The organism is Mesorhizobium sp. M0074 (assembly GCF_040322975.1).
GTDB lineage: Bacteria > Pseudomonadota > Alphaproteobacteria > Rhizobiales > Rhizobiaceae > Mesorhizobium.
The window spans coordinates 19454-36065 of sequence record NZ_JAMYUM010000032.1 but is presented as its reverse complement, the minus strand read 5'-3'; the positions used below and the strand labels follow the sequence as shown (position 1 = coordinate 36065).

Genomic DNA, 16612 nt, shown 5'->3' with positions numbered 1-16612 from the left:
GGTTCCGCTCGCTAAGCGAGTTGAATTTGCCTCTCGTGGATAGCTTTTGGAAGTCGCAATTCCGTCCAGTGGCGGACGAGATCATCAGTCGATCAGAAGTCGTATCTGTTCATGATCGTCTCTATCTTCTCTTCAGGACATCTTGGCCGCGCGTTGTTCATCAGAGGGCGTGAAAGAGTCGCTGTCCTGGGCAAGGTGTTCCCACGCTTCGGCAACTGACCGAAACGATTGTTGTGCTTGGCCCGCGCCGGTCGAACGATCCAAATCCTTGAGGCCGCTCGCTGTCACGATGGCAACGACGCTGTCCGACCGCGCGATGGTGCCTTCTCGCCTCAAGGATTCGATAGCTGCAAATGGCGTCACCGAGGCAAGCTCGGCAAAAACACCCTCGGTGGCCGCAAGCTGCTGCTGCATGGCTATCAAGCCGATATTGCCGACCGGCATTGCCGTGCCGCCAGATTCACGCAGGGCGTTGAGCGCCTGAAACGTGCTTCGTGTGGTGCCGATCGAGATGGCAAGCGTGTCGAAGCTTGCGGGGACTTCGGCAACCAGATCTCCCTTGCCGGCAAGGGCTCTGGCCAAAGATCCATGCACTTCCGCCGCCACGAGTCTCGGCAACCGCTCGATCTTGCCTTGGCTAAGAAGGTCCTTAAATCCGGCCCACAGCCCGGCAAGCGCGTCCCCATAGCAAACAGGCAAGGCGCACCAGTCCGGCACGGCACCGTGCATTTGTTCGACGATCTCGTAGGCCAGGGTCTTGTAGCCCTCGATCCCGACAGGATGACTGCCCACCACGGGGCTGTGAAACGGCGACGTCGCAAACCATCCGAGGCGCTCGGTACCAGCGGCAAGCAATGGCCAGCGATGGGACTTGTCGGCCAGGGATACGACGCTTGCGCCGTATTTGCGGATCTGCGCCAGCATTGCGCCGGCGGTGCCTGAGAATGTGACAACGACGCATTTCAGGCCCGCCCGTGCAGCATAGGCGGCAAGTGAGGCCCCGGCGTTCCCCGACGAAGCAGTCGCCACCACGCGTGCGCCACTCAAACGTGCCATCGACACCGCCACGGTCGAGAAGCGGTCCTTGTGGGACCAGGTAGGGTTTGCGCCCTCGTCCTTGATAAGAAGCTTGGGGACGCCGAGCTGCTTTCCCAGCTTCTCGGCGCTCAGCAACGGCGTCAGGCCCTCGCCCAAGGAGATTGCATCGCTGAGTCCACAAGGAAGCATGTCGGCATAGCGCCAGAGCGAGGGCAGGGCGGCACCCGCTGCGGAAGCGGCCGATGTAGCTCCGGATGGATCGTAGGCGACCTTAAGATTGGCCGGTGCTTCGGCACAGCATATCGGGCAGCCGCGTGAGTCGATTTTGGTATCGATCCGGAACAAGGCGCCGCATCGAATACAGGAAAACCCTGCCGCGCGGCTCATAACGGCACCCGGGTGATTGCATCGTGCGTCTGCGTCAGCCGCTCCACTCCGCGCTGGCGAACAACCACCATGTCCTCCACCTGGAGTCCCCAGCGGCCGATTTCGTAGTAGGGGGTCTCCACGCACAGCACCATTCCTTCTTCAAGGATGTCTGTACTGCGCGCCGAGAGCGTCGGCGCATCATAACCATCAAGGCCGATGCCATGTCCGACGTGATCGCGCTCGTAGTGGGCAATTCCTTCGCGCTTCACCACACGCACGACCGTCTCGAAGAGCTGTGCTGCTGCCATGCCCGGCCGGATAATGTCGCAGGCATGCTGAACGCCGCGCAGCAGCGCCTGCTGAAGCCGATGCGCCTGCGGCGGCGGCTCGCCCAGCGCGGCGATGCGGGCAATGTCGGCGCGGTAGTGCCGAAACCGGCCACCGACGTCGAAGCGGATGATTTCTCCAGCGCGCAACCTGCGGTCAGACGGCTGGACGTTCATGAGCGCGCTGCGCTCGCCAAAGCCGATGCATCCCAGTACGGGCAGGGCGCCTTCCTCAACCGTTTTGACATGGAAAGCGCGCGCCACGTCTGCTTCGGTAGCACCTTCTTGAGCAACCGCGAGCGCTGCTTCAATGGAGCGTTCGGCAATTTTGGCAACTTGGCCAAGCCGTTCGATTTCATCTGTCGTCTTTACCGCACGAACCTCGCGAAGCAACGCCGTGGCTGGCATCCACGACGCATTGGGAAAATGGGCTTTGAGGGCTTCCTGATATCCTGGCGCGAGTCCCGCCTCGTCAATGCCGATCCGCCCACGGGCGAGCTTGGCTTCCTCCAATGCGGCAACCAAAGCCCCGATTGCATCGCTATGCCGCGGCAGCGCCCGAAGCTGCAGGTGTTGCATATTCGCGCGATCCGCGCTGGTCGACGGAGCGACATCGGCATAAAAATCGCCATAGCGCCGCACCTTGCTTACCCACAGTTCCTGATCAGCAACGAGGTCAAGGGTGCTGGTGCTGGCGATGATTTCAGGCGTGCCCTTGTCAGGAGCCGGCCACACCACATAAGCCTGCGGGCCGCGACGGATCCATTGCGGCAGAGCCCAGAAGCCGCTCATATAGGTCACGTTTTCCGGGGCAGTCGCTATAATTGCGTCAAGCCCGGCTGCCGTCATGCATTGTTTCAGGCGCGCTTCGTTAAGCAGCATGATGGGAATCCCGTGCCTGTTTTGCTTCTAGAAAGCCGAGACCGGCGGAAATGCGCGCCGCAGCCGCCATTACTGCCTCTCCAATCTCAGCAATCTCCACATGCGGTCCCACTGACCGGGGGTAGGCCGCACTTATCGCCGCGATGATTGTGCCTGATGCATCGCGAAGCGGTGCGCCGACCGCAATCAGTCCGGTAAAGTTCTCGTCCAGGGATGTTGTGTAACCGATGGGCTCGGACGCTCTGATTTGAGCAACGAGCTTGTGCGGATCGGTGACTGTGCGTGCGGCAACCTGCTCCAGTGGACCTCGTCCAAGAATCCCAATGACCGCCTCGCCGCTCAGCTCCATCAGGAGCGCCTTGCCCAACGCGGTGGAATGCAAGGGGAACATTTCGCCGGGTGACGAGCGAATGACGACCGGACTCTTGCTGTGCACGGTCAGGAGATAAATACCGCGATTGCCCCGCCTGATGCCCAGGAATGCATTGAAGCAACCTTCGGCGGCCAGCGCCTGCAGTTCGATTTCTGCCAAACCAACCAGGCGATCTCTGCCCAGGACCTTCCGCGCCAGCGCCAGAACAGAGTGACCGAGCCGGTAGCGCCGCGAGTCTGGCGCCTGCTCGACATAGCCCTGCTCTGCCAGGGTGTTCAGAATTCGCTGCACGGCGGGAGCACTCTGCTCAAGCCTGCGCGCGAGTTCGCGCACCCCGACCGCTTCGTCCGCTTCCTTGAGGACATTGAGAACCGCAATGCCACGTTCCAACGAAAGATTTCCTGTCACTGGCGTTCCTTATTTCGGAATGGCGTTCCGTAATATGATGAGAAAAGCAGCAATGGCGGCGTCTGTCAATGCCGAATGTTCACTATAGTGTGTCGTCCTAAAGTGTACGCAGCGACGACCATGCCCTCATGGACCTACGGGTGGTTGTCGGCTTGAACGTACAGAGGATTCGGCGCGCACAGGCCCTCTCTCAAGAGGAACTGTCGTTCCGTTCAGGATTCACGCGCGCCTATCTGAGTGGTCTCGAGGCCGGCCGTCGCAATCCCACACTCCTGTCGCTCGCAAAGCTTGCCACCGCATTGAGCGTCGACATCGAGGAATTGACCAAACGGCCAGGCAGAAACGCCCGAGCCTCAGCTGGCGATGGTGCTGTGGCGGCGCGTGAGCGGCGCAAGAGGAAATGCTGAAGCTCTCGGCGGCCTGCTGGCCGGTGCATCATGGCGAGTTTCGACGGATGAGCTGCTCCACGTCAACCTGCAATGCCAGCGCCAGTACCTCCAATGTATCGAGGGTCGGTGAGTTCTCCTCCCGCTCGAGCTTGCCGACATAGTTGCGATCAAGGCCGGCAAGGTCCGCGAGCTGCTCCTGCGACAGGCCCGTGCCTTGGCGCAGCAACCTCAGATTGCGAGCAAAAACCGACCTCAGCCTCATGCAGCGAGGCAGTCAGAACGCGCCCTTTAGTGCCACCTACTATAGTAGTCAAACGTCATGCCGCATGTTGCGGTCGGGGCCAACTCATTTATTCTTTCTTTGTCTCAGTACATTGAAGGGCGTGAAATGCCGGCAGTTCATGGGAGCGTCTTACAGCACCAGTTAACGCAAATCTTTGAAGCAACCGCGCTGATTGATCGTGCAAGCAGCGCCGCCGAAATCATTCGGCAACTGCGCAAGAGCATCGAACGTCACGGCTACGCAGCCTGTCTCGTCACCGAATTGCCACGCCAGGACACCGGATCGCTGGATGGACACATCCTCGTCAACGGTTGGCCGGGGGAATGGTACGACCACTACATGGCTGCCGGGCACTATCGTCATGACCCTTGCGTTGCTTTGTGCCGTGGTGCGATCGGGCCGTTCCTTTGGAGGGACGTCCATCACGGCTTGACGAACGGCAATGCCAGGAGGGTGATGGATGAGGCAAAAGAATTTGGGCTTTGCGACGGGATCTGCATCCCAATCCAGGATGCGTTTGGCGATCCGGCCTGCGTAACGGTTGCCGGACGCGAAATTGATTTGGCGCCGACGGTGCGCTGCACCGTTCATGCGCTTGCGCGCCATGCCTATTCGGCTGCCGAACGACTCGTTGGCAGCTCGCTCGGGCGGCCGAGACAAAAGCTTTCCCAGCGAGAACGTGAAATCCTGCAGTGGGTCGCAGGAGGAAAAACCGCATGGGAGGTTTCCCGAATACTTGGCATCTCGGAAAACACTGTGACTACCCACCTGCGCAACATCAAGCAGAAGCTCAGCACCGCCAACGTCGTGCACGCAATCGTCGAGGCTTTTCGCAGGCACGAAATCGAGCTTTGATCCATCCTCAGATCTGGGTATTTCACGGGCAATCGTCGCGTGGTCGGATGGGGTTCCATCTCGAGGAACCACAATGATTCAGGTCCATGTCGTCGACGCGTCAAACTGCTTTGCCTATCGAGAGGATCTCGACAGCTACTTCCGCCTGAGACATGAAATCTATGTCGATGAACGTGGCTGGCATGAGCTGAGGCGCCCCGACAGTCGCGAGATCGACCCGTTTGATACATCCGAGGCGATTCATCTGCTCGGCATCCAGCCGGGAAGAGGTGTCGTTGCCGGATCCCGCCTGGTGCCGAGCCTCAGACCGCATCTGATGAGCGAAATCTTTCCGCAACTTGCCGATGGTGGCGTTCCGCGCCGACCCGATATCTATGAGTGGACGAGATTTTTCGTGGCCCGGGATTTTCGCGAGCCCGGCCGGCCCTGCCAGGCCGCCGGCGTGATCTACTGCGGAATTCTGGAATTCTGCATTCAAAGAGGCATTGGCAATCTGACGATTGTCTGTGAGGACTACTGGTTCGACCGCTTGGCATCGATCGGGTGGTGCCCGAAAAGGCTCGGCGCTCCATTCAAATGCGATGACATGACCATCATCGGCGTGATGGTCGACGTCGGCCCGTCTGCCTTGGCCGCGACGCGACAATTCTACCGCATAACGGACCCAGTGCTTTGGGCCGACACGCCAATCAAGCAGCTGGCCTGACCGTAGGCCGTCGCTGGGCGTTACGCCTCGAACGACCATGCTGCCTGGCGGACAAGTTGGTGCATGCCGGCGAATGCGCATCCACCTTTCAGCCATAAACGCTAGTCGCAAAATCGGCCGCTCCAGTCACCACCGGGCGAAATCGTGCTGTTCGAAACCGAAAACTAAGCGGTTGACTTGCCAACGTTTGTAAAAAATCATGTCTCGACCGGCAGCCGGTTCGACCGCTTGATCTGCGCAAGCGCGAAGCTGGACTCGATGGAGGCGACGCCATCGAGCCGCGTCAGCTTTTCCTTCAGGAAGCGCTCATAGGCGTGCAGGTCGCGCACCACCACACGCAACAGATAGTCGCGCTGGCCAGTCATCAGATAGCAATCGACCACCTCCGGCCAGCGTGCGATCGCCGCGTTGAACCGCTTCAGCTCGTTCTCGCGCTGGCGCTCAAGCTTGATTGAGGCAAACACCGAGATCGGCAGATCGACCATGTCCTGGTCAATCAGGGCGGCATAGCCGGTGATCACGCCCATATCCTCCATCAGGCGGACCCGGCGGGCGCAGGGCGAGGCCGAAAGGCCGACCCGCTCGGCAAGCTGCTGCGCCGTCATCCTGCCATCGACCTGCAGCGCGGCAATGATCTTTCGGTCGATATCGTCCAGTCGACTTTTTGGCATCGAACGTTACTCCATTGGTCGATATTGGCGAAGCCAGCTAACGCAGCTGCCAATCTCATGCAAGTTTAGCGACAATTGGTTTTTGCTCAGCCCTATGATTGCGACATCGCAACCGGGAGTCTTGCAGCATGGACAAACAAAAACTGGAGGCACTTTCGGCGCTGGAGAAGAAGGTGCTCTGGCTGTCGACATGGATGATCCATAACGCCGATCACCTGCGGGAAAATACGGACGGCTTGAAGGTTGGCGGACACCAGGCGTCCTCGGCGTCGCTCGCCACCATCATGACCGCGCTTTATTTCTCGATATTGAGGCCGCAGGACCGTATCGCGGTGAAGCCGCATGCCTCGCCGGTATTCCACGCCATCCAGTATCTTCTGGGCAATCAGACCAGGGAGAAGCTCGAAGGTTTTCGCGCCTTCGGTGGCGCGCAAAGCTATCCGTCGCGGACCAAGGATGTCGACGACGTCGATTTCTCCACCGGTTCCGTAGGCCTCGGCGTCGCGCAGACGCTGTTTGCCTCGCTTGTGCAGGATTATCTCGTTGCCCGCGATGAAACCCTGTCCGAGGGCCGGATGGTGGCGCTGATCGGCGACGCCGAGATGGACGAAGGTAATATCTTCGAGGCGCTTTTGGAAGGGTGGAAACACGGCCTGCGCAACTGCTGGTGGATCGTCGACTACAACCGACAGAGCCTCGACGCCGTGGTTCGCGAAGGTCTTTGGGAACGCTTCGAAAACATTTTCCGGAATTTCGGCTGGGATGTCGTGATCCTGAAATACGGCTCCTTGCTCGATGCCGCTTTTGCCGAACCGGGCGGCGAGGCGCTGAAGGTTTGGATCGACGCCTGCCCCAACCAGCTCTATTCGGCGCTGATCTTTCAAGGCGGCGGCGCCTGGCGCAAGCGGCTGTTGGCCGACATTGGAGACAAGCCGGGCCTGGCATCGCTTCTCGACCGGCGCTCCGATGCCGAACTCGCCGCGCTGATGACCAATCTCGGCGGCCACGACCTACCAGGCCTGATCGAGGCCTTCGGGACGGCACGCGGCAACGATCGACCGACATGCTTCATTGCATATACGATCAAGGGCTTCGGCCTGCCGCTCGCCGGCCACAAAGACAACCACGCCGGCCTGATGACCAGGGATCAGATGGCGGTCCTCCGCGCCTCGATGTCGGTCGGCGACGGGCGGGAATGGAACGCCTTCGAGGGATTGGCTGTTGGGGATTTGGAGCTGCAACGGTTCCTCGATGCCGTTCCGTTCGCGGCAAAGGGCCAGCGGCGCCGGCACGCCCAGCGCATCGTGGTCCCTGGTCGTCTCGTCGCGGAAGCCAAAGGCAGCGTCTCCACGCAGGTCGGCTTCGGCAGAATTCTGGACGAGATTGCGCGGGCTGGCGGGCCGCTCGCCGACGCGATCGTCACGGCATCGCCCGATGTCACGGTTTCGACCAATCTCGGCCCCTGGGTCAACCGGCGCGGCCTGTTCGCGCGTCAGTCACTCGCCGACACTTTCCGCAGCGAACGCATCGCCTCGGCGCAGAAATGGGAATTCGGCACCTCCGGCCAGCACATCGAACTCGGCATCGCCGAGAACAATCTGTTCATCCTGCTGTCGGCACTTGGGCTGTCGCATTCGATTTTCGGCAAACGGCTACTGCCGATCGGCACGCTCTACGATCCGTTCATCCAGCGCGGTCTCGATGCGCTCAATTACGCCTGCTATCAGGACGCGCGCTTCCTGCTGGTCGCCACGCCGTCCGGGGTCACATTGGCGCCGGAAGGCGGGGCGCATCAGTCGATCGCCACACCGTTGATCGGCATAGCGCAAGACGGGCTTGCCGCCTACGAGCCGGCTTTCGTCGACGAGTTGGGCGTCATCATGCGCTTTGCGCTGGATTATATGCAGCGCGACGGCGACGCCGTGCAGTCGGAGCGCACCTGGCTGCGCGACGAGACGGGCGGTTCGGTCTATCTGCGGCTCTCGACGCGCCCGGTCGAGCAGATCACGCGTAGCGTGACGCCCGTACTCGAGCAGGACATCATCGACGGGGGCTACTGGCTGCGGCCTCCGGGTCCCAATGCCGAAGTGATTGTTGCCTATACCGGCGCCGTTGCGCCGGAGGCCATCGAGGCTATCGGCATGATGGCGGAGGACCGTCGCGATGTCGGTCTCCTGGCGGTGACCTCGGCCGATCGGCTGAACGCAGGCTGGACTGCCGCGAGCCGGGCACGCGAACGCGGCGTTGTTCACGCCAGGAGCCATGTCGAAAGGTTGTTTGCCGACCTCCCGGCGCATTGCGCCATCGTCACCGTCACCGACGGCCATCCGGCCGCGCTCGGCTGGTTGGGCTCGGTCTACGGCCATCGCACGCGCAGTCTCGGCGTCGAGCATTTTGGCCAGTCGGGCACGATCGGCGACCTTTACCGGCATTTCGGCATCGACGCCAATTCCATAGCCACAGCGGCCGACCGGATTGCCGGTGGCCGCCCTATCCGCTATCTGCGCGCTCTAGATTGATGCTGGCGACATTCTCTGGCCGGGGCCTGATCGTGGATCTGAAGTCATGCCACTCGCTGCTCGGGTAAGGCAATATCTGAACGGCGCGCCTCTGTCGGACCGGGCTAGTGCTGAAGCCCGGTGATCATGGCGACGATCTCGTTCTTGTCGGTCTCGCTGGTCTTGCGCACGCCGATCTGTTTGCCACGTCTCAGAACACAGATCCGATCTGAGAGCCTGAACACCTGGTCGAGGCTGTGGCTGATGATCAGCACGCCGATATTGCGCTGCTTCAGCGACAGAACAATCGTCTCGACCTTGGCGGTCTCGGCAACGCCGAGCGCGGCGGTTGGCTCGTCGAGCAGGATCAGCTTGCTTGCCCAGTGCGTGGCGCGCGCGATCGCCACGCCCTGGCGCTGGCCGCCCGAAAGATCGCGGATGGTAGCGTGAGCCGATGGGATGCGAACGTCGAGATCCTTCACCAGCTTTTCGGTGTCGTCGATCATCCGGCGTCGGTCTAGCAGGCCGAAGCGGTTCACCGGCTCGCGGCCAAGAAACATGTTCATGTAGACGGTCTGCTGATCGGCGAGCGCCAGGTCCTGATAGACCACCTCAATGCCGTGTGCGCGCGCCATGGTGGCGCTCGACATTGCCACCGCCTGCCCCTCGATGATGATCGTCCCGGATGTCGGAGCATGCACCCCTGTCACGATCTTGACCAGCGTCGACTTGCCGGCACCGTTATCACCGACCAACGCCACTATCTCGCCGGGATAGAGCTCGAGCGAGAAATTTTCGATGGCGGTGAGGCCGCCGAAATTCTTGCGGATGTCGCGCAGCTGCAAAACAGGGGGCGTGCCGGTCGTGGTCGCGTTCATCACTTGCTCCTAGACAGGCCAGGCAGCGGTTTCGCCAAAACCGTTTTCGATCGTTTCGACTTGGGGCGCCCCCTTTGAGACACCGGAGATGCCGACCACGTAGGCGCGGGTCACGAACGCCTGGCCGCGAAAGCCGAACACCGCCGTGTCGCCGGGGCGTGGAGCATTGGCGCCGCTAGCGTCAATCATTGCGTAATAGTCGATTGCCGCAGGCGGCGGCACCTCGACGCTTCTGAGCGCGGCGGCGGCCGTGGTGGGTTCTGCGGACACGATTGCCTTCACCTCGTAGTCCGGAAAGATCGGATCGATATAGAAGCCGCCACCCAGGCAGTAGGCTTTGCCGCCAGACAAATGCGAGACCTCGGTCAAATACAGAACGGCAGGGAGCTCCGGCAGATCCTCCATGACGTGCAGCGCGGTGGTGCCGGCCAAGCCATTGCCCGGTTCACATTGCGTGGCGCCGGCTTCGGCCAGCGCGCCAAGCAGGACACTCGACGTTGTGCCGGGCGCGTTCACCTCTATGTTGCTGCGGCCGGACTTGGCGAGCGCTTCGGCAGCTCTGCCCAGTGTCGCCAGATTGTGTGTCGGCAGGACTGTTCGCGTGGTCTGGTCGAACAACAGCGCCGGGAAGGTGGTGATACCAGCGAACCGTGCGCCGTCGAGACCATCCAGTTTTTCGGCGACCGCGGCGATATCGGCCGCCTCAAAACCACCTTCGTGGCCGCGGTAGAAAACGTCACCATCGGCGCGGATGCGGGCAAGCAGGTTTTGCGTGTACCCGGCGAGCCTTGCGCCGGCAGCGGCTTCTTCAGCCTTGGTGTCGTTGAAGACGGTCCAATAGTCCGGCCTGAACGTTTTGGCCGCCGCATTGGCCTCGTGCCTTGCGATCTGCTGCAGGTGGCCAAGATGACCGAGCCTCAGGCCGGCTCTGTGCGTTGCCCGCGCGCAGGCCATGTCGACGGCAACGGCCTGATCGATGCCGCCACGCTTGAGCGCATGGCAGAACGAACTGGCGCGGCCGACCTGCTTGGTCATGGCGAAAATCTTCAGGCCGAACCGGTCGGCCTCGCGCTTCAGGACCCGAGCGTTGCTTTCGACGGCATCGAGGTCGAGCACATAGGAATTAGCCGGCAGCTTTCCTTCCTGGTGCAGGCGCGTGGCGCTTTCTATAAAGCTCGGATTGCGGCGCCGCAGAACATCGAGGAACATGACAAAACTCCTTCAACGGGACTTTTCGCGCAGCGATACGGCGACCGCCGCAAGAATGATCAAGCCGCGCACGATCATCTGGTCGGAGACGGACAGGCCCATCAGGATGAGGCCGTTGTTCAGCATGCCCATCATCAGCGAGCCCACCAGCGCACCGACAATCGATCCCTTGCCGCCGTTAAGCAGGGTTCCGCCAACAATGACGGCCGCTATCACCGTCATAAGGTCGGTTTCGCCGAGCGTATATTTCGCGGCCTGCAGCCGGCCGGCATAGAGCAGCCCGGCAAGGCCGGCGAGCCCGCCGCTTATGGTCAGAACGGCCAGCCTTATCTGCGCCACGCTGATGCCGGAAACACTGGCGGCACGGCTGTTGTCGCCGGTGGCCAGCACATGGGCGCCGAAGCGCGTCTCGCGAAAGATGAGATGCGCGATCGCAACGGCAATGACCGTCCACCAGATCAACGACGGAACACCCAGCAAAGAACCTGAGCCGAAGAAGCCGGTGAAGGCGTCGTTGGTGACCGGGATCGACCGCAAATCGGTCATCGAGCGAGATACGCCGGCAAACAACCCGAGCGTCGCCAGCGTTACCAGGAATGAAGGCAACTTGACGTAAGCCACGAGGGCGCCGTTGAGCAGGCCGATCAGCAGGCCGGCGCCGAGGCCGGCCAGTACCCCGGCCAACAAGCCGTAGGCGTTTATCGCCACCGCGGCGGCAAGGGCTGCCACGGCAACGATCGAACCTATCGAAAGATCAATCTCGCCCGCCGACATGACAAAGACGAGGCCGATCGCCATGATCGTCACGGGTGCCGTCTGCAGCACGATGTTCGATAGGTTGCGGACCGTCAGAAAACCGCTGTCCTTCAGTATGATCGCGAAGAACAGAAAGATCGCCAGAAATCCGAGATAGACGACATATTGCTGCAGGTTGAAGCGGCTGACCAAGCTCGCTGCCCGGCCGGGGCTGGTGTTGACACTCGACATTCTCACTTCCTCCGGCGGGGCGCCATCGTCTGCCCCTATTTCATGGCGGCCGCGATGGTCGCGGGCACGTCCTTGTTGAGGGACCGCTTCCACCCGTCTTTGACAGTGTCCTTGGTGACGGCGATGGAATCGACCACGATGAACGGCGCGGCCTTCTTGCCGATCAACGAGGCGGCCGTGGCGCGCGCCAGCGTCACGCCGATATCGTAGGCTTCGTCTGCGATGAGTGCCGCAACGTTGCCGCCTTTCACCATGTCCAGTGCCGCCGGTTCGTTCAGGTCGAGCGTGACGATTTTGGTGTGGCTGTTGCCGGCCGCCCGCAATGTGGACAGCACGCTAAGCGCCGGCTCAGCCCAGGTAACGTAGATACCGTCGAGGTCTGGGTGCTGTGTGATCATCGCCTGCGCGATTTCCTCGCTGCGCGCGGGGTCGGCCATTCCGGCCTCGGCCACGATCTTCATGCCCGGATAGTCCTGCTCGATCGTGTGCTTGAACGCTCCATCGCGCTGGTTGGTGACGTAGAAATCGGCATCGTGAAAGATGTAGCCGACCTTGCCCTGCTTGCCGAGCGCGTCGGCCATTGCGATCCCGGCCTTGTTGCCCATCTGGAAAAGGTCGTCCGAAACGATGGTCACATAGTCCTTGTCCTGAACGTAGCCTGCCGGCGAATTGTCGACGAATCCCAATTTCACGCCGGCCTGGCGCGCAGGATCATAGACGGTGGCCGCACTTGCGGGATCGACCGGTAGGGACAGTATGATCGAGGGCTTTTTGGCGAGTACTGTCTCGACGTCGGATTTCTGCCGGGCTGCATCAAAGCCAGCGTCGGTTTGAGCGACCACCCTGATGGCGAGCCGCTTCAACTCGTCCTGGGCGCCGCTGTTCACCGCGTTGGTGTATTCGCTCATCTCATGCCAGACCAGCGCGGCGGTGTATTTGCCGTCCTTGATCTGCTGCTCCTCAGCTGGTGTGAGCACGACGCTCTTTGCCGGCGTCGGCTTTTCCCCGTTCGGTCCCGTGGTGGTGCCCTCGGCTGCGAAGGCGTTGGCGGCGACGAGCGCTACCAGTGCCGACAACATTCCAATTGCTGTGCGCATGTCAGTTCCCCTTGCTTTTATGGTGTCGGCGGCCCTGATTGGCCGCCGGGCATTCGCCTGTCACTTGGCCGCGTCGAGCACCGATTGCGGCGCGTCGCGGTTCAACGAGTCCTTCCAGCCCTGCGCAACGTTCTGCTTGGTCACGGTAAGCGCCGGGGCAACGACGAAGGCCGGCGTCTCCTGGCCGAGCAGCGCCTTGATGCCGACAGCGGCCATGGCGCGACCGAGCTCATACGCCTTGTCGGCCACCAGTGCGGTCACGTTGCCGCCCTTGACCATATCGAGCGCGACCGGTTCGGCGAGGTCGAGCGTAACGATCTTGGTCTTGGTGTTTCCGCTTGCCCGCAAGGCCGACAGCACGCCGTCGGCCGGTTCGGCCCAGGTGACGTAGATGCCGTCAAGGTCGGGATGCTGCACGAGCATGGCGCTGGCCAGCTCTTCTGCCCGCGCCGGATCGGAGATCCCCTGCTCGGCGACGATCTTGATACCGGGATAATCCTTCTCGATCGTTGTCTTGAAAGCCTGGTCGCGCTGGTTCGTCACATAGTAACTGGCGTCGTGGAAGATGTAGCCGACCTTGCCCTTGCCATCGAGCGCCTTGGCCAGTGCATCGGCCGCCTGCTTGCCCATCTGGAACAGGTCGTCAGTGACGATGGCGGCATAGTCGGTTCCGTGCTTGTAGCCTTTCGGCAGATTGGAAAGGAATACCAGCTTGGTGCCGTCGGTGAGCGCCTGACGGAACGCCTCGGCCGAAGTGACCGGATCGAGGGGCAGCGACAGGATGACGTTTGGCTTCGCCGCGAGCGCGGTTTCGATGTCGCTGCGCTGGCGCGCGGCGTCAAAGCCCGCGTCGGTGGTGGCGACGATTTGAATGCCGGCACGGGCAAATTCATCCTTGGCACCGGACGTGACCGCATTGGTGAAGTCGGAGGAGGTGTGCCACAGCAGCGCCGCCTTGTAGCCCTTCTCCTTTACTGCGGCCAGGTCTGCGTCCGACAATCTAACCTCGGCGCTGGGTGTCGCCGTCTCGCCGCTTGGTCCCACTGTCTGTGCGCCGGCTCCGCCGGCCAACAGCATAAGGCTGCCTGCAAGTGCTGTAGCAACAAGTCTGTCTATCAGCATGGTAGTTCTCCCATTTTCGCTCTCAGTTGTCCTTCATTCCGTAACGCCGCAATACTCCACCATGAACCGGGCGAAGCCTACGACGCCCGCCAGATATTCCTCGACATCGACGTGTTCGTCGAAGGTGTGGCAGTTGCGAATGTCGCCTGGCGCGCAGTACACGGCGGGGATGCCGAGCCGGTTGGTGAAAAATGACGACTCTGACCAGAATGGCGCGCCTTCGATGGCGCCGCGACCAGCCATCGATCGGGCCATGGCGGCAGCAAGAGCGCCGACCTCCGGCCTGTCAGGTGCAATCTCGGCGGCGTTACCCCCGAGCGGATGATCGCGGCCTGCCGGATAGGCGAACGCCAACGTAATTTCGGGATCGGTGATGGCGCCGCGCACCACTGCCTCGATTTCGGCGGCGGCCTCGTCCAGCGACTCGCCGGGCAACAGCTTGCGGATCAGCGACAACGTGCAGCGTTCGGGCACAGCGATGTAGCCGCCGCCCGCAAGCCCGGTGATCAGCAGGAAGCCACGCCCAATCAGCGGGTGCTCGGCTCTTGTTGCAACATCTTCCGAATGCTTCCATAGCGCGCTCATGACGGCGTGGCTTGCACGCAAGGCATCCTTGCCGAGTTCGGGTACGCCGAAATAGGCTGATCGTCCGGTGATGGTGATGTCGGTAATGAAGAAGCCAATTTGGGCCGGATAAACCGAAAGGCGGGTAGGCTCCACATAGACGACGAAATCGGGCGCCAAGACTTCGCCTCTCTCAATGCGGCCGACGAAGTCCTTGATGCCGGCGGAGACGCCGGTTCCAGGCTGGCCGCTCTCCTCGTCGCCGACGAAGGCAAAGGCAACGTCGCTGGCCAGTTGGATGTCGGCTGTGTCGAGCAGAGAGAGTGCCGACAGCGCGGAGCAGATCCCGGCCTTGAGGTCGCCAGCGCCGCGGCCCCAGATCTGCCCGTCGATCATTGGCGCGGCAAACGGATCCCGCTTGGCGGTGCCAGCCCAGTGCTCGCGCCAGCCCTCGACATGGACCGTATCGGTGTGGCCGATGAAGAGCAGCCGCTTGCCGGCGCCAGCACCTTTGCGCTCACCCCAGACGTTGGGCCGGCCGGGCGCGAATTCCGCACGCCGAATTTCGCTCAAGCCAAGCACGCGCATCCGGTCTTCAAGGAAGGCGACAAAGTTTTCTTCGTGACCGGTTATGCTTTCGCGGCCGATTGCCCCCTGCAGAAGCTTCACCGCTGCGTCGCAATCGAGGGCGTCGCGCAAGCGGGCGGTAATGTCCTTTAAGGCGGTCATAACGTGGCCTCGCGCAGCACGGCCGAACTGGCTGGGGGAAGCGAAATGCGTCCGTCGGGCGCGTCGACGCCGAACAGTGTGTTGTGCAACTGGCCGAGCCCGATGGCGGCAGCGCCGATGAGCGCTGCCCGCGACCCGAGTTCGCTGGCCTCAACGGCGATAGGATAGGGGAAGCAGCGCGGCAGCAGGTCCCTAACGCGCAACAGGATTTCCGGCCGCAGCCCGATCGAGCCGCCCAGGACGACCTTTTGCGGATTGGCAATTGCCGCTATGGCCACAATGCCTTGCGCGAGGTAGCGTGCGGTTTCGTCGAGCACCGTCGCGGCATGCCGGTCTCCGGCCAATGCACTGTGGAAAATCGTCGGCACGTTGACGATGTTGCCCGTCAGCGCTGCGTAGCGTTCAACCATGGCGTTGGTTGCGACCACGCGCTCGAAAGCGCCGGCGCGCAACGATGTCGGCGCGAAAGGATCGGCGCCAATCGGCAAAAAGCCCATCTCGCCGGCTGCATTGCTGGCGCCCCGCACCAGATTGCCTCCAACCATGAGGCCGCTGCCGATACCGGTACCCAGCGCTATGAAGGCGAGATTGTCGATACCGCGGCCGCACCCCTGCCAGTTCTCGCCGAGCACCGCCAGGTTGACATCGTTCTCGATCACCACATGAAACCCGAATGCGTTCTCGAAAGCGCGAACGACATTCATCGTGCCAAAGCCGGCAATATTCGGGGCAAGCAGGACGCGGCCCGTCTTCTTGTCGGGTGCACCGGGAACACCAATCACCGCCAGCCTTATCTTTGTGCGCGAGATTCGGTGCCTCTCGGCCGCCTGAAGCGCTAGATCCACGATCTGGTCGACGATGAACTGTCCGCCCCGAGGATCGGTCGGCGCCGTTTCCTCTGCGAATATCTGGCAGGCAAGATCGGTGAGGGCGACCCGGACTTTGGCGCCGCCGAGGTCGACCGCCGCGATGTAGGCCGCGTTAAATACGAGTTCGTAAGTGACAGCCGTGCGTCCGACATGTCCGCTCGTGCGCCCTGTTTCCTGTACCCAGCCTTCCTGCTCGAGTGTCCTGACGATCTCGGAGATTGTCTGCTTGGACAAGCCGGTCTGCTTTGCGATTGAAGCGCGCGAGATCGGCCCGCCTTGCACGATCGCCTCCATGACGGAGCGCTGCGAGAACTGACGAGAAATGCGCGGCAAGTCGTTCAACGGCAGCTCCGATTAAG

Annotated in this window: 16 protein-coding genes; 4 read left to right on the top strand and 12 right to left on the bottom strand. The window is 61.8% G+C overall.

Features of this window, described 5'->3' with window-relative positions; genetic code table 11:
- Positions 1-132: 132 nt before the first annotated feature.
- From NKJ73_RS30860 to NKJ73_RS30850, 3 genes are read right to left on the bottom strand one after another with little or no spacing between them, the layout of a single operon-like run.
- Entirely contained in the window at positions 133-1425 is a 1293-nt protein-coding gene (locus NKJ73_RS30860; RefSeq protein ID WP_352572163.1) for a threonine synthase, read from the bottom strand.
- Complete coding sequence (locus NKJ73_RS30855; RefSeq protein ID WP_352572162.1) at positions 1422-2615, bottom strand: M24 family metallopeptidase; 1194 nt, start codon at positions 2613-2615, stop codon at positions 1422-1424. Before NKJ73_RS30855 ends, NKJ73_RS30860 begins: the two co-directional genes overlap by 4 nt.
- Complete coding sequence (locus tag NKJ73_RS30850; protein ID WP_352572161.1) at positions 2605-3396, bottom strand: IclR family transcriptional regulator; 792 nt, start codon at positions 3394-3396, stop codon at positions 2605-2607. The genes NKJ73_RS30855 and NKJ73_RS30850 overlap by 11 nt, the downstream gene beginning before the upstream one ends.
- Positions 3397-3524: 128 nt before the next feature.
- Between NKJ73_RS30850 and NKJ73_RS30845 the strand changes: the two genes are divergently transcribed.
- On the top strand, positions 3525-3803 hold the full coding sequence (locus tag NKJ73_RS30845) for a helix-turn-helix domain-containing protein (protein ID WP_352572160.1): 279 nt from the start codon (positions 3525-3527) through the stop codon (positions 3801-3803).
- A gap of 28 nt (positions 3804-3831) precedes the next feature.
- Here NKJ73_RS30845 and NKJ73_RS30840 read toward each other — a convergent pair whose 3' ends face one another.
- Complete coding sequence (locus tag NKJ73_RS30840; RefSeq protein ID WP_352572159.1) at positions 3832-4047, bottom strand: helix-turn-helix domain-containing protein; 216 nt, start codon at positions 4045-4047, stop codon at positions 3832-3834.
- A 57-nt stretch (positions 4048-4104) separates the two neighbouring features.
- Here NKJ73_RS30840 and NKJ73_RS30835 point away from each other — a divergent pair, with 57 nt between their 5' ends.
- Together NKJ73_RS30835 and NKJ73_RS30830 are read left to right on the top strand one after the other, a co-directional pair.
- Positions 4105-4923 (top strand): autoinducer binding domain-containing protein, encoded by an 819-nt coding sequence (locus NKJ73_RS30835; protein ID WP_352572158.1) that lies wholly within the window; start codon positions 4105-4107, stop codon positions 4921-4923.
- Between the two features lie 73 nt (positions 4924-4996).
- Entirely contained in the window at positions 4997-5629 is a 633-nt protein-coding gene (locus NKJ73_RS30830; protein ID WP_352572157.1) for an acyl-homoserine-lactone synthase, read from the top strand.
- 197 nt (positions 5630-5826) lie between these two features.
- Here the strand turns inward: NKJ73_RS30830 and NKJ73_RS30825 are convergent, their stop codons facing one another.
- Entirely contained in the window at positions 5827-6300 is a 474-nt protein-coding gene (locus NKJ73_RS30825) for an Lrp/AsnC family transcriptional regulator (protein WP_023679377.1), read from the bottom strand.
- A 128-nt stretch (positions 6301-6428) separates the two neighbouring features.
- Between NKJ73_RS30825 and NKJ73_RS30820 the strand changes: the two genes are divergently transcribed.
- On the top strand, positions 6429-8819 hold the full coding sequence (locus tag NKJ73_RS30820) for a thiamine pyrophosphate-binding protein (RefSeq protein WP_352572156.1): 2391 nt from the start codon (positions 6429-6431) through the stop codon (positions 8817-8819).
- A 104-nt stretch (positions 8820-8923) separates the two neighbouring features.
- Here the strand turns inward: NKJ73_RS30820 and NKJ73_RS30815 are convergent, their stop codons facing one another.
- From NKJ73_RS30815 to NKJ73_RS30785, 7 genes are read right to left on the bottom strand one after another with little or no spacing between them, the layout of a single operon-like run.
- A complete protein-coding gene (locus tag NKJ73_RS30815) occupies positions 8924-9676 on the bottom strand; it encodes an ATP-binding cassette domain-containing protein (RefSeq protein WP_352458022.1) in 753 nt (250 codons plus the stop codon).
- Between the two features lie 9 nt (positions 9677-9685).
- A complete protein-coding gene (locus NKJ73_RS30810; RefSeq protein ID WP_352458021.1) occupies positions 9686-10885 on the bottom strand; it encodes an alanine racemase in 1200 nt (399 codons plus the stop codon).
- A 12-nt stretch (positions 10886-10897) separates the two neighbouring features.
- Positions 10898-11872, bottom strand: a complete 975-nt coding sequence (locus NKJ73_RS30805) for an ABC transporter permease (RefSeq protein ID WP_352458020.1) — start codon at positions 11870-11872, stop codon at positions 10898-10900.
- A 35-nt stretch (positions 11873-11907) separates the two neighbouring features.
- A complete protein-coding gene (locus tag NKJ73_RS30800; protein WP_352458019.1) occupies positions 11908-12969 on the bottom strand; it encodes a substrate-binding domain-containing protein in 1062 nt (353 codons plus the stop codon).
- A gap of 60 nt (positions 12970-13029) precedes the next feature.
- On the bottom strand, positions 13030-14091 hold the full coding sequence (locus NKJ73_RS30795) for a substrate-binding domain-containing protein (RefSeq protein ID WP_352458018.1): 1062 nt from the start codon (positions 14089-14091) through the stop codon (positions 13030-13032).
- Between the two features lie 33 nt (positions 14092-14124).
- Positions 14125-15384: a M20 family metallopeptidase gene (locus NKJ73_RS30790; RefSeq protein WP_352572155.1), complete on the bottom strand. Its 1260-nt coding sequence runs from the start codon at positions 15382-15384 to the stop codon at positions 14125-14127.
- Entirely contained in the window at positions 15381-16595 is a 1215-nt protein-coding gene (locus NKJ73_RS30785) for an ROK family transcriptional regulator (protein ID WP_352458016.1), read from the bottom strand. The genes NKJ73_RS30790 and NKJ73_RS30785 overlap by 4 nt, the downstream gene beginning before the upstream one ends.
- Positions 16596-16612: the final 17 nt, after the last annotated feature.

Coding starts and splice junctions, on each gene's coding strand:
- NKJ73_RS30820 (WP_352572156.1), top strand. CDS start 6,429: ATGGACAAACAAAAACTGGAGGCACTTTCGGCGCTGGAGAAGAAGGTG.
- NKJ73_RS30840 (WP_352572159.1), bottom strand. CDS start 4,047: ATGAGGCTGAGGTCGGTTTTTGCTCGCAATCTGAGGTTGCTGCGCCAA.
- NKJ73_RS30815 (WP_352458022.1), bottom strand. CDS start 9,676: ATGAACGCGACCACGACCGGCACGCCCCCTGTTTTGCAGCTGCGCGAC.
- NKJ73_RS30800 (WP_352458019.1), bottom strand. CDS start 12,969: ATGCGCACAGCAATTGGAATGTTGTCGGCACTGGTAGCGCTCGTCGCC.
- NKJ73_RS30795 (WP_352458018.1), bottom strand. CDS start 14,091: ATGCTGATAGACAGACTTGTTGCTACAGCACTTGCAGGCAGCCTTATG.
- NKJ73_RS30825 (WP_023679377.1), bottom strand. CDS start 6,300: ATGCCAAAAAGTCGACTGGACGATATCGACCGAAAGATCATTGCCGCG.
- NKJ73_RS30810 (WP_352458021.1), bottom strand. CDS start 10,885: ATGTTCCTCGATGTTCTGCGGCGCCGCAATCCGAGCTTTATAGAAAGC.
- NKJ73_RS30805 (WP_352458020.1), bottom strand. CDS start 11,872: ATGTCGAGTGTCAACACCAGCCCCGGCCGGGCAGCGAGCTTGGTCAGC.
- NKJ73_RS30855 (WP_352572162.1), bottom strand. CDS start 2,615: ATGCTGCTTAACGAAGCGCGCCTGAAACAATGCATGACGGCAGCCGGG.
- NKJ73_RS30830 (WP_352572157.1), top strand. CDS start 4,997: ATGATTCAGGTCCATGTCGTCGACGCGTCAAACTGCTTTGCCTATCGA.
- NKJ73_RS30835 (WP_352572158.1), top strand. CDS start 4,105: ATGCCGCATGTTGCGGTCGGGGCCAACTCATTTATTCTTTCTTTGTCT.
- NKJ73_RS30845 (WP_352572160.1), top strand. CDS start 3,525: ATGGACCTACGGGTGGTTGTCGGCTTGAACGTACAGAGGATTCGGCGC.
- NKJ73_RS30790 (WP_352572155.1), bottom strand. CDS start 15,384: ATGACCGCCTTAAAGGACATTACCGCCCGCTTGCGCGACGCCCTCGAT.
- NKJ73_RS30860 (WP_352572163.1), bottom strand. CDS start 1,425: ATGAGCCGCGCGGCAGGGTTTTCCTGTATTCGATGCGGCGCCTTGTTC.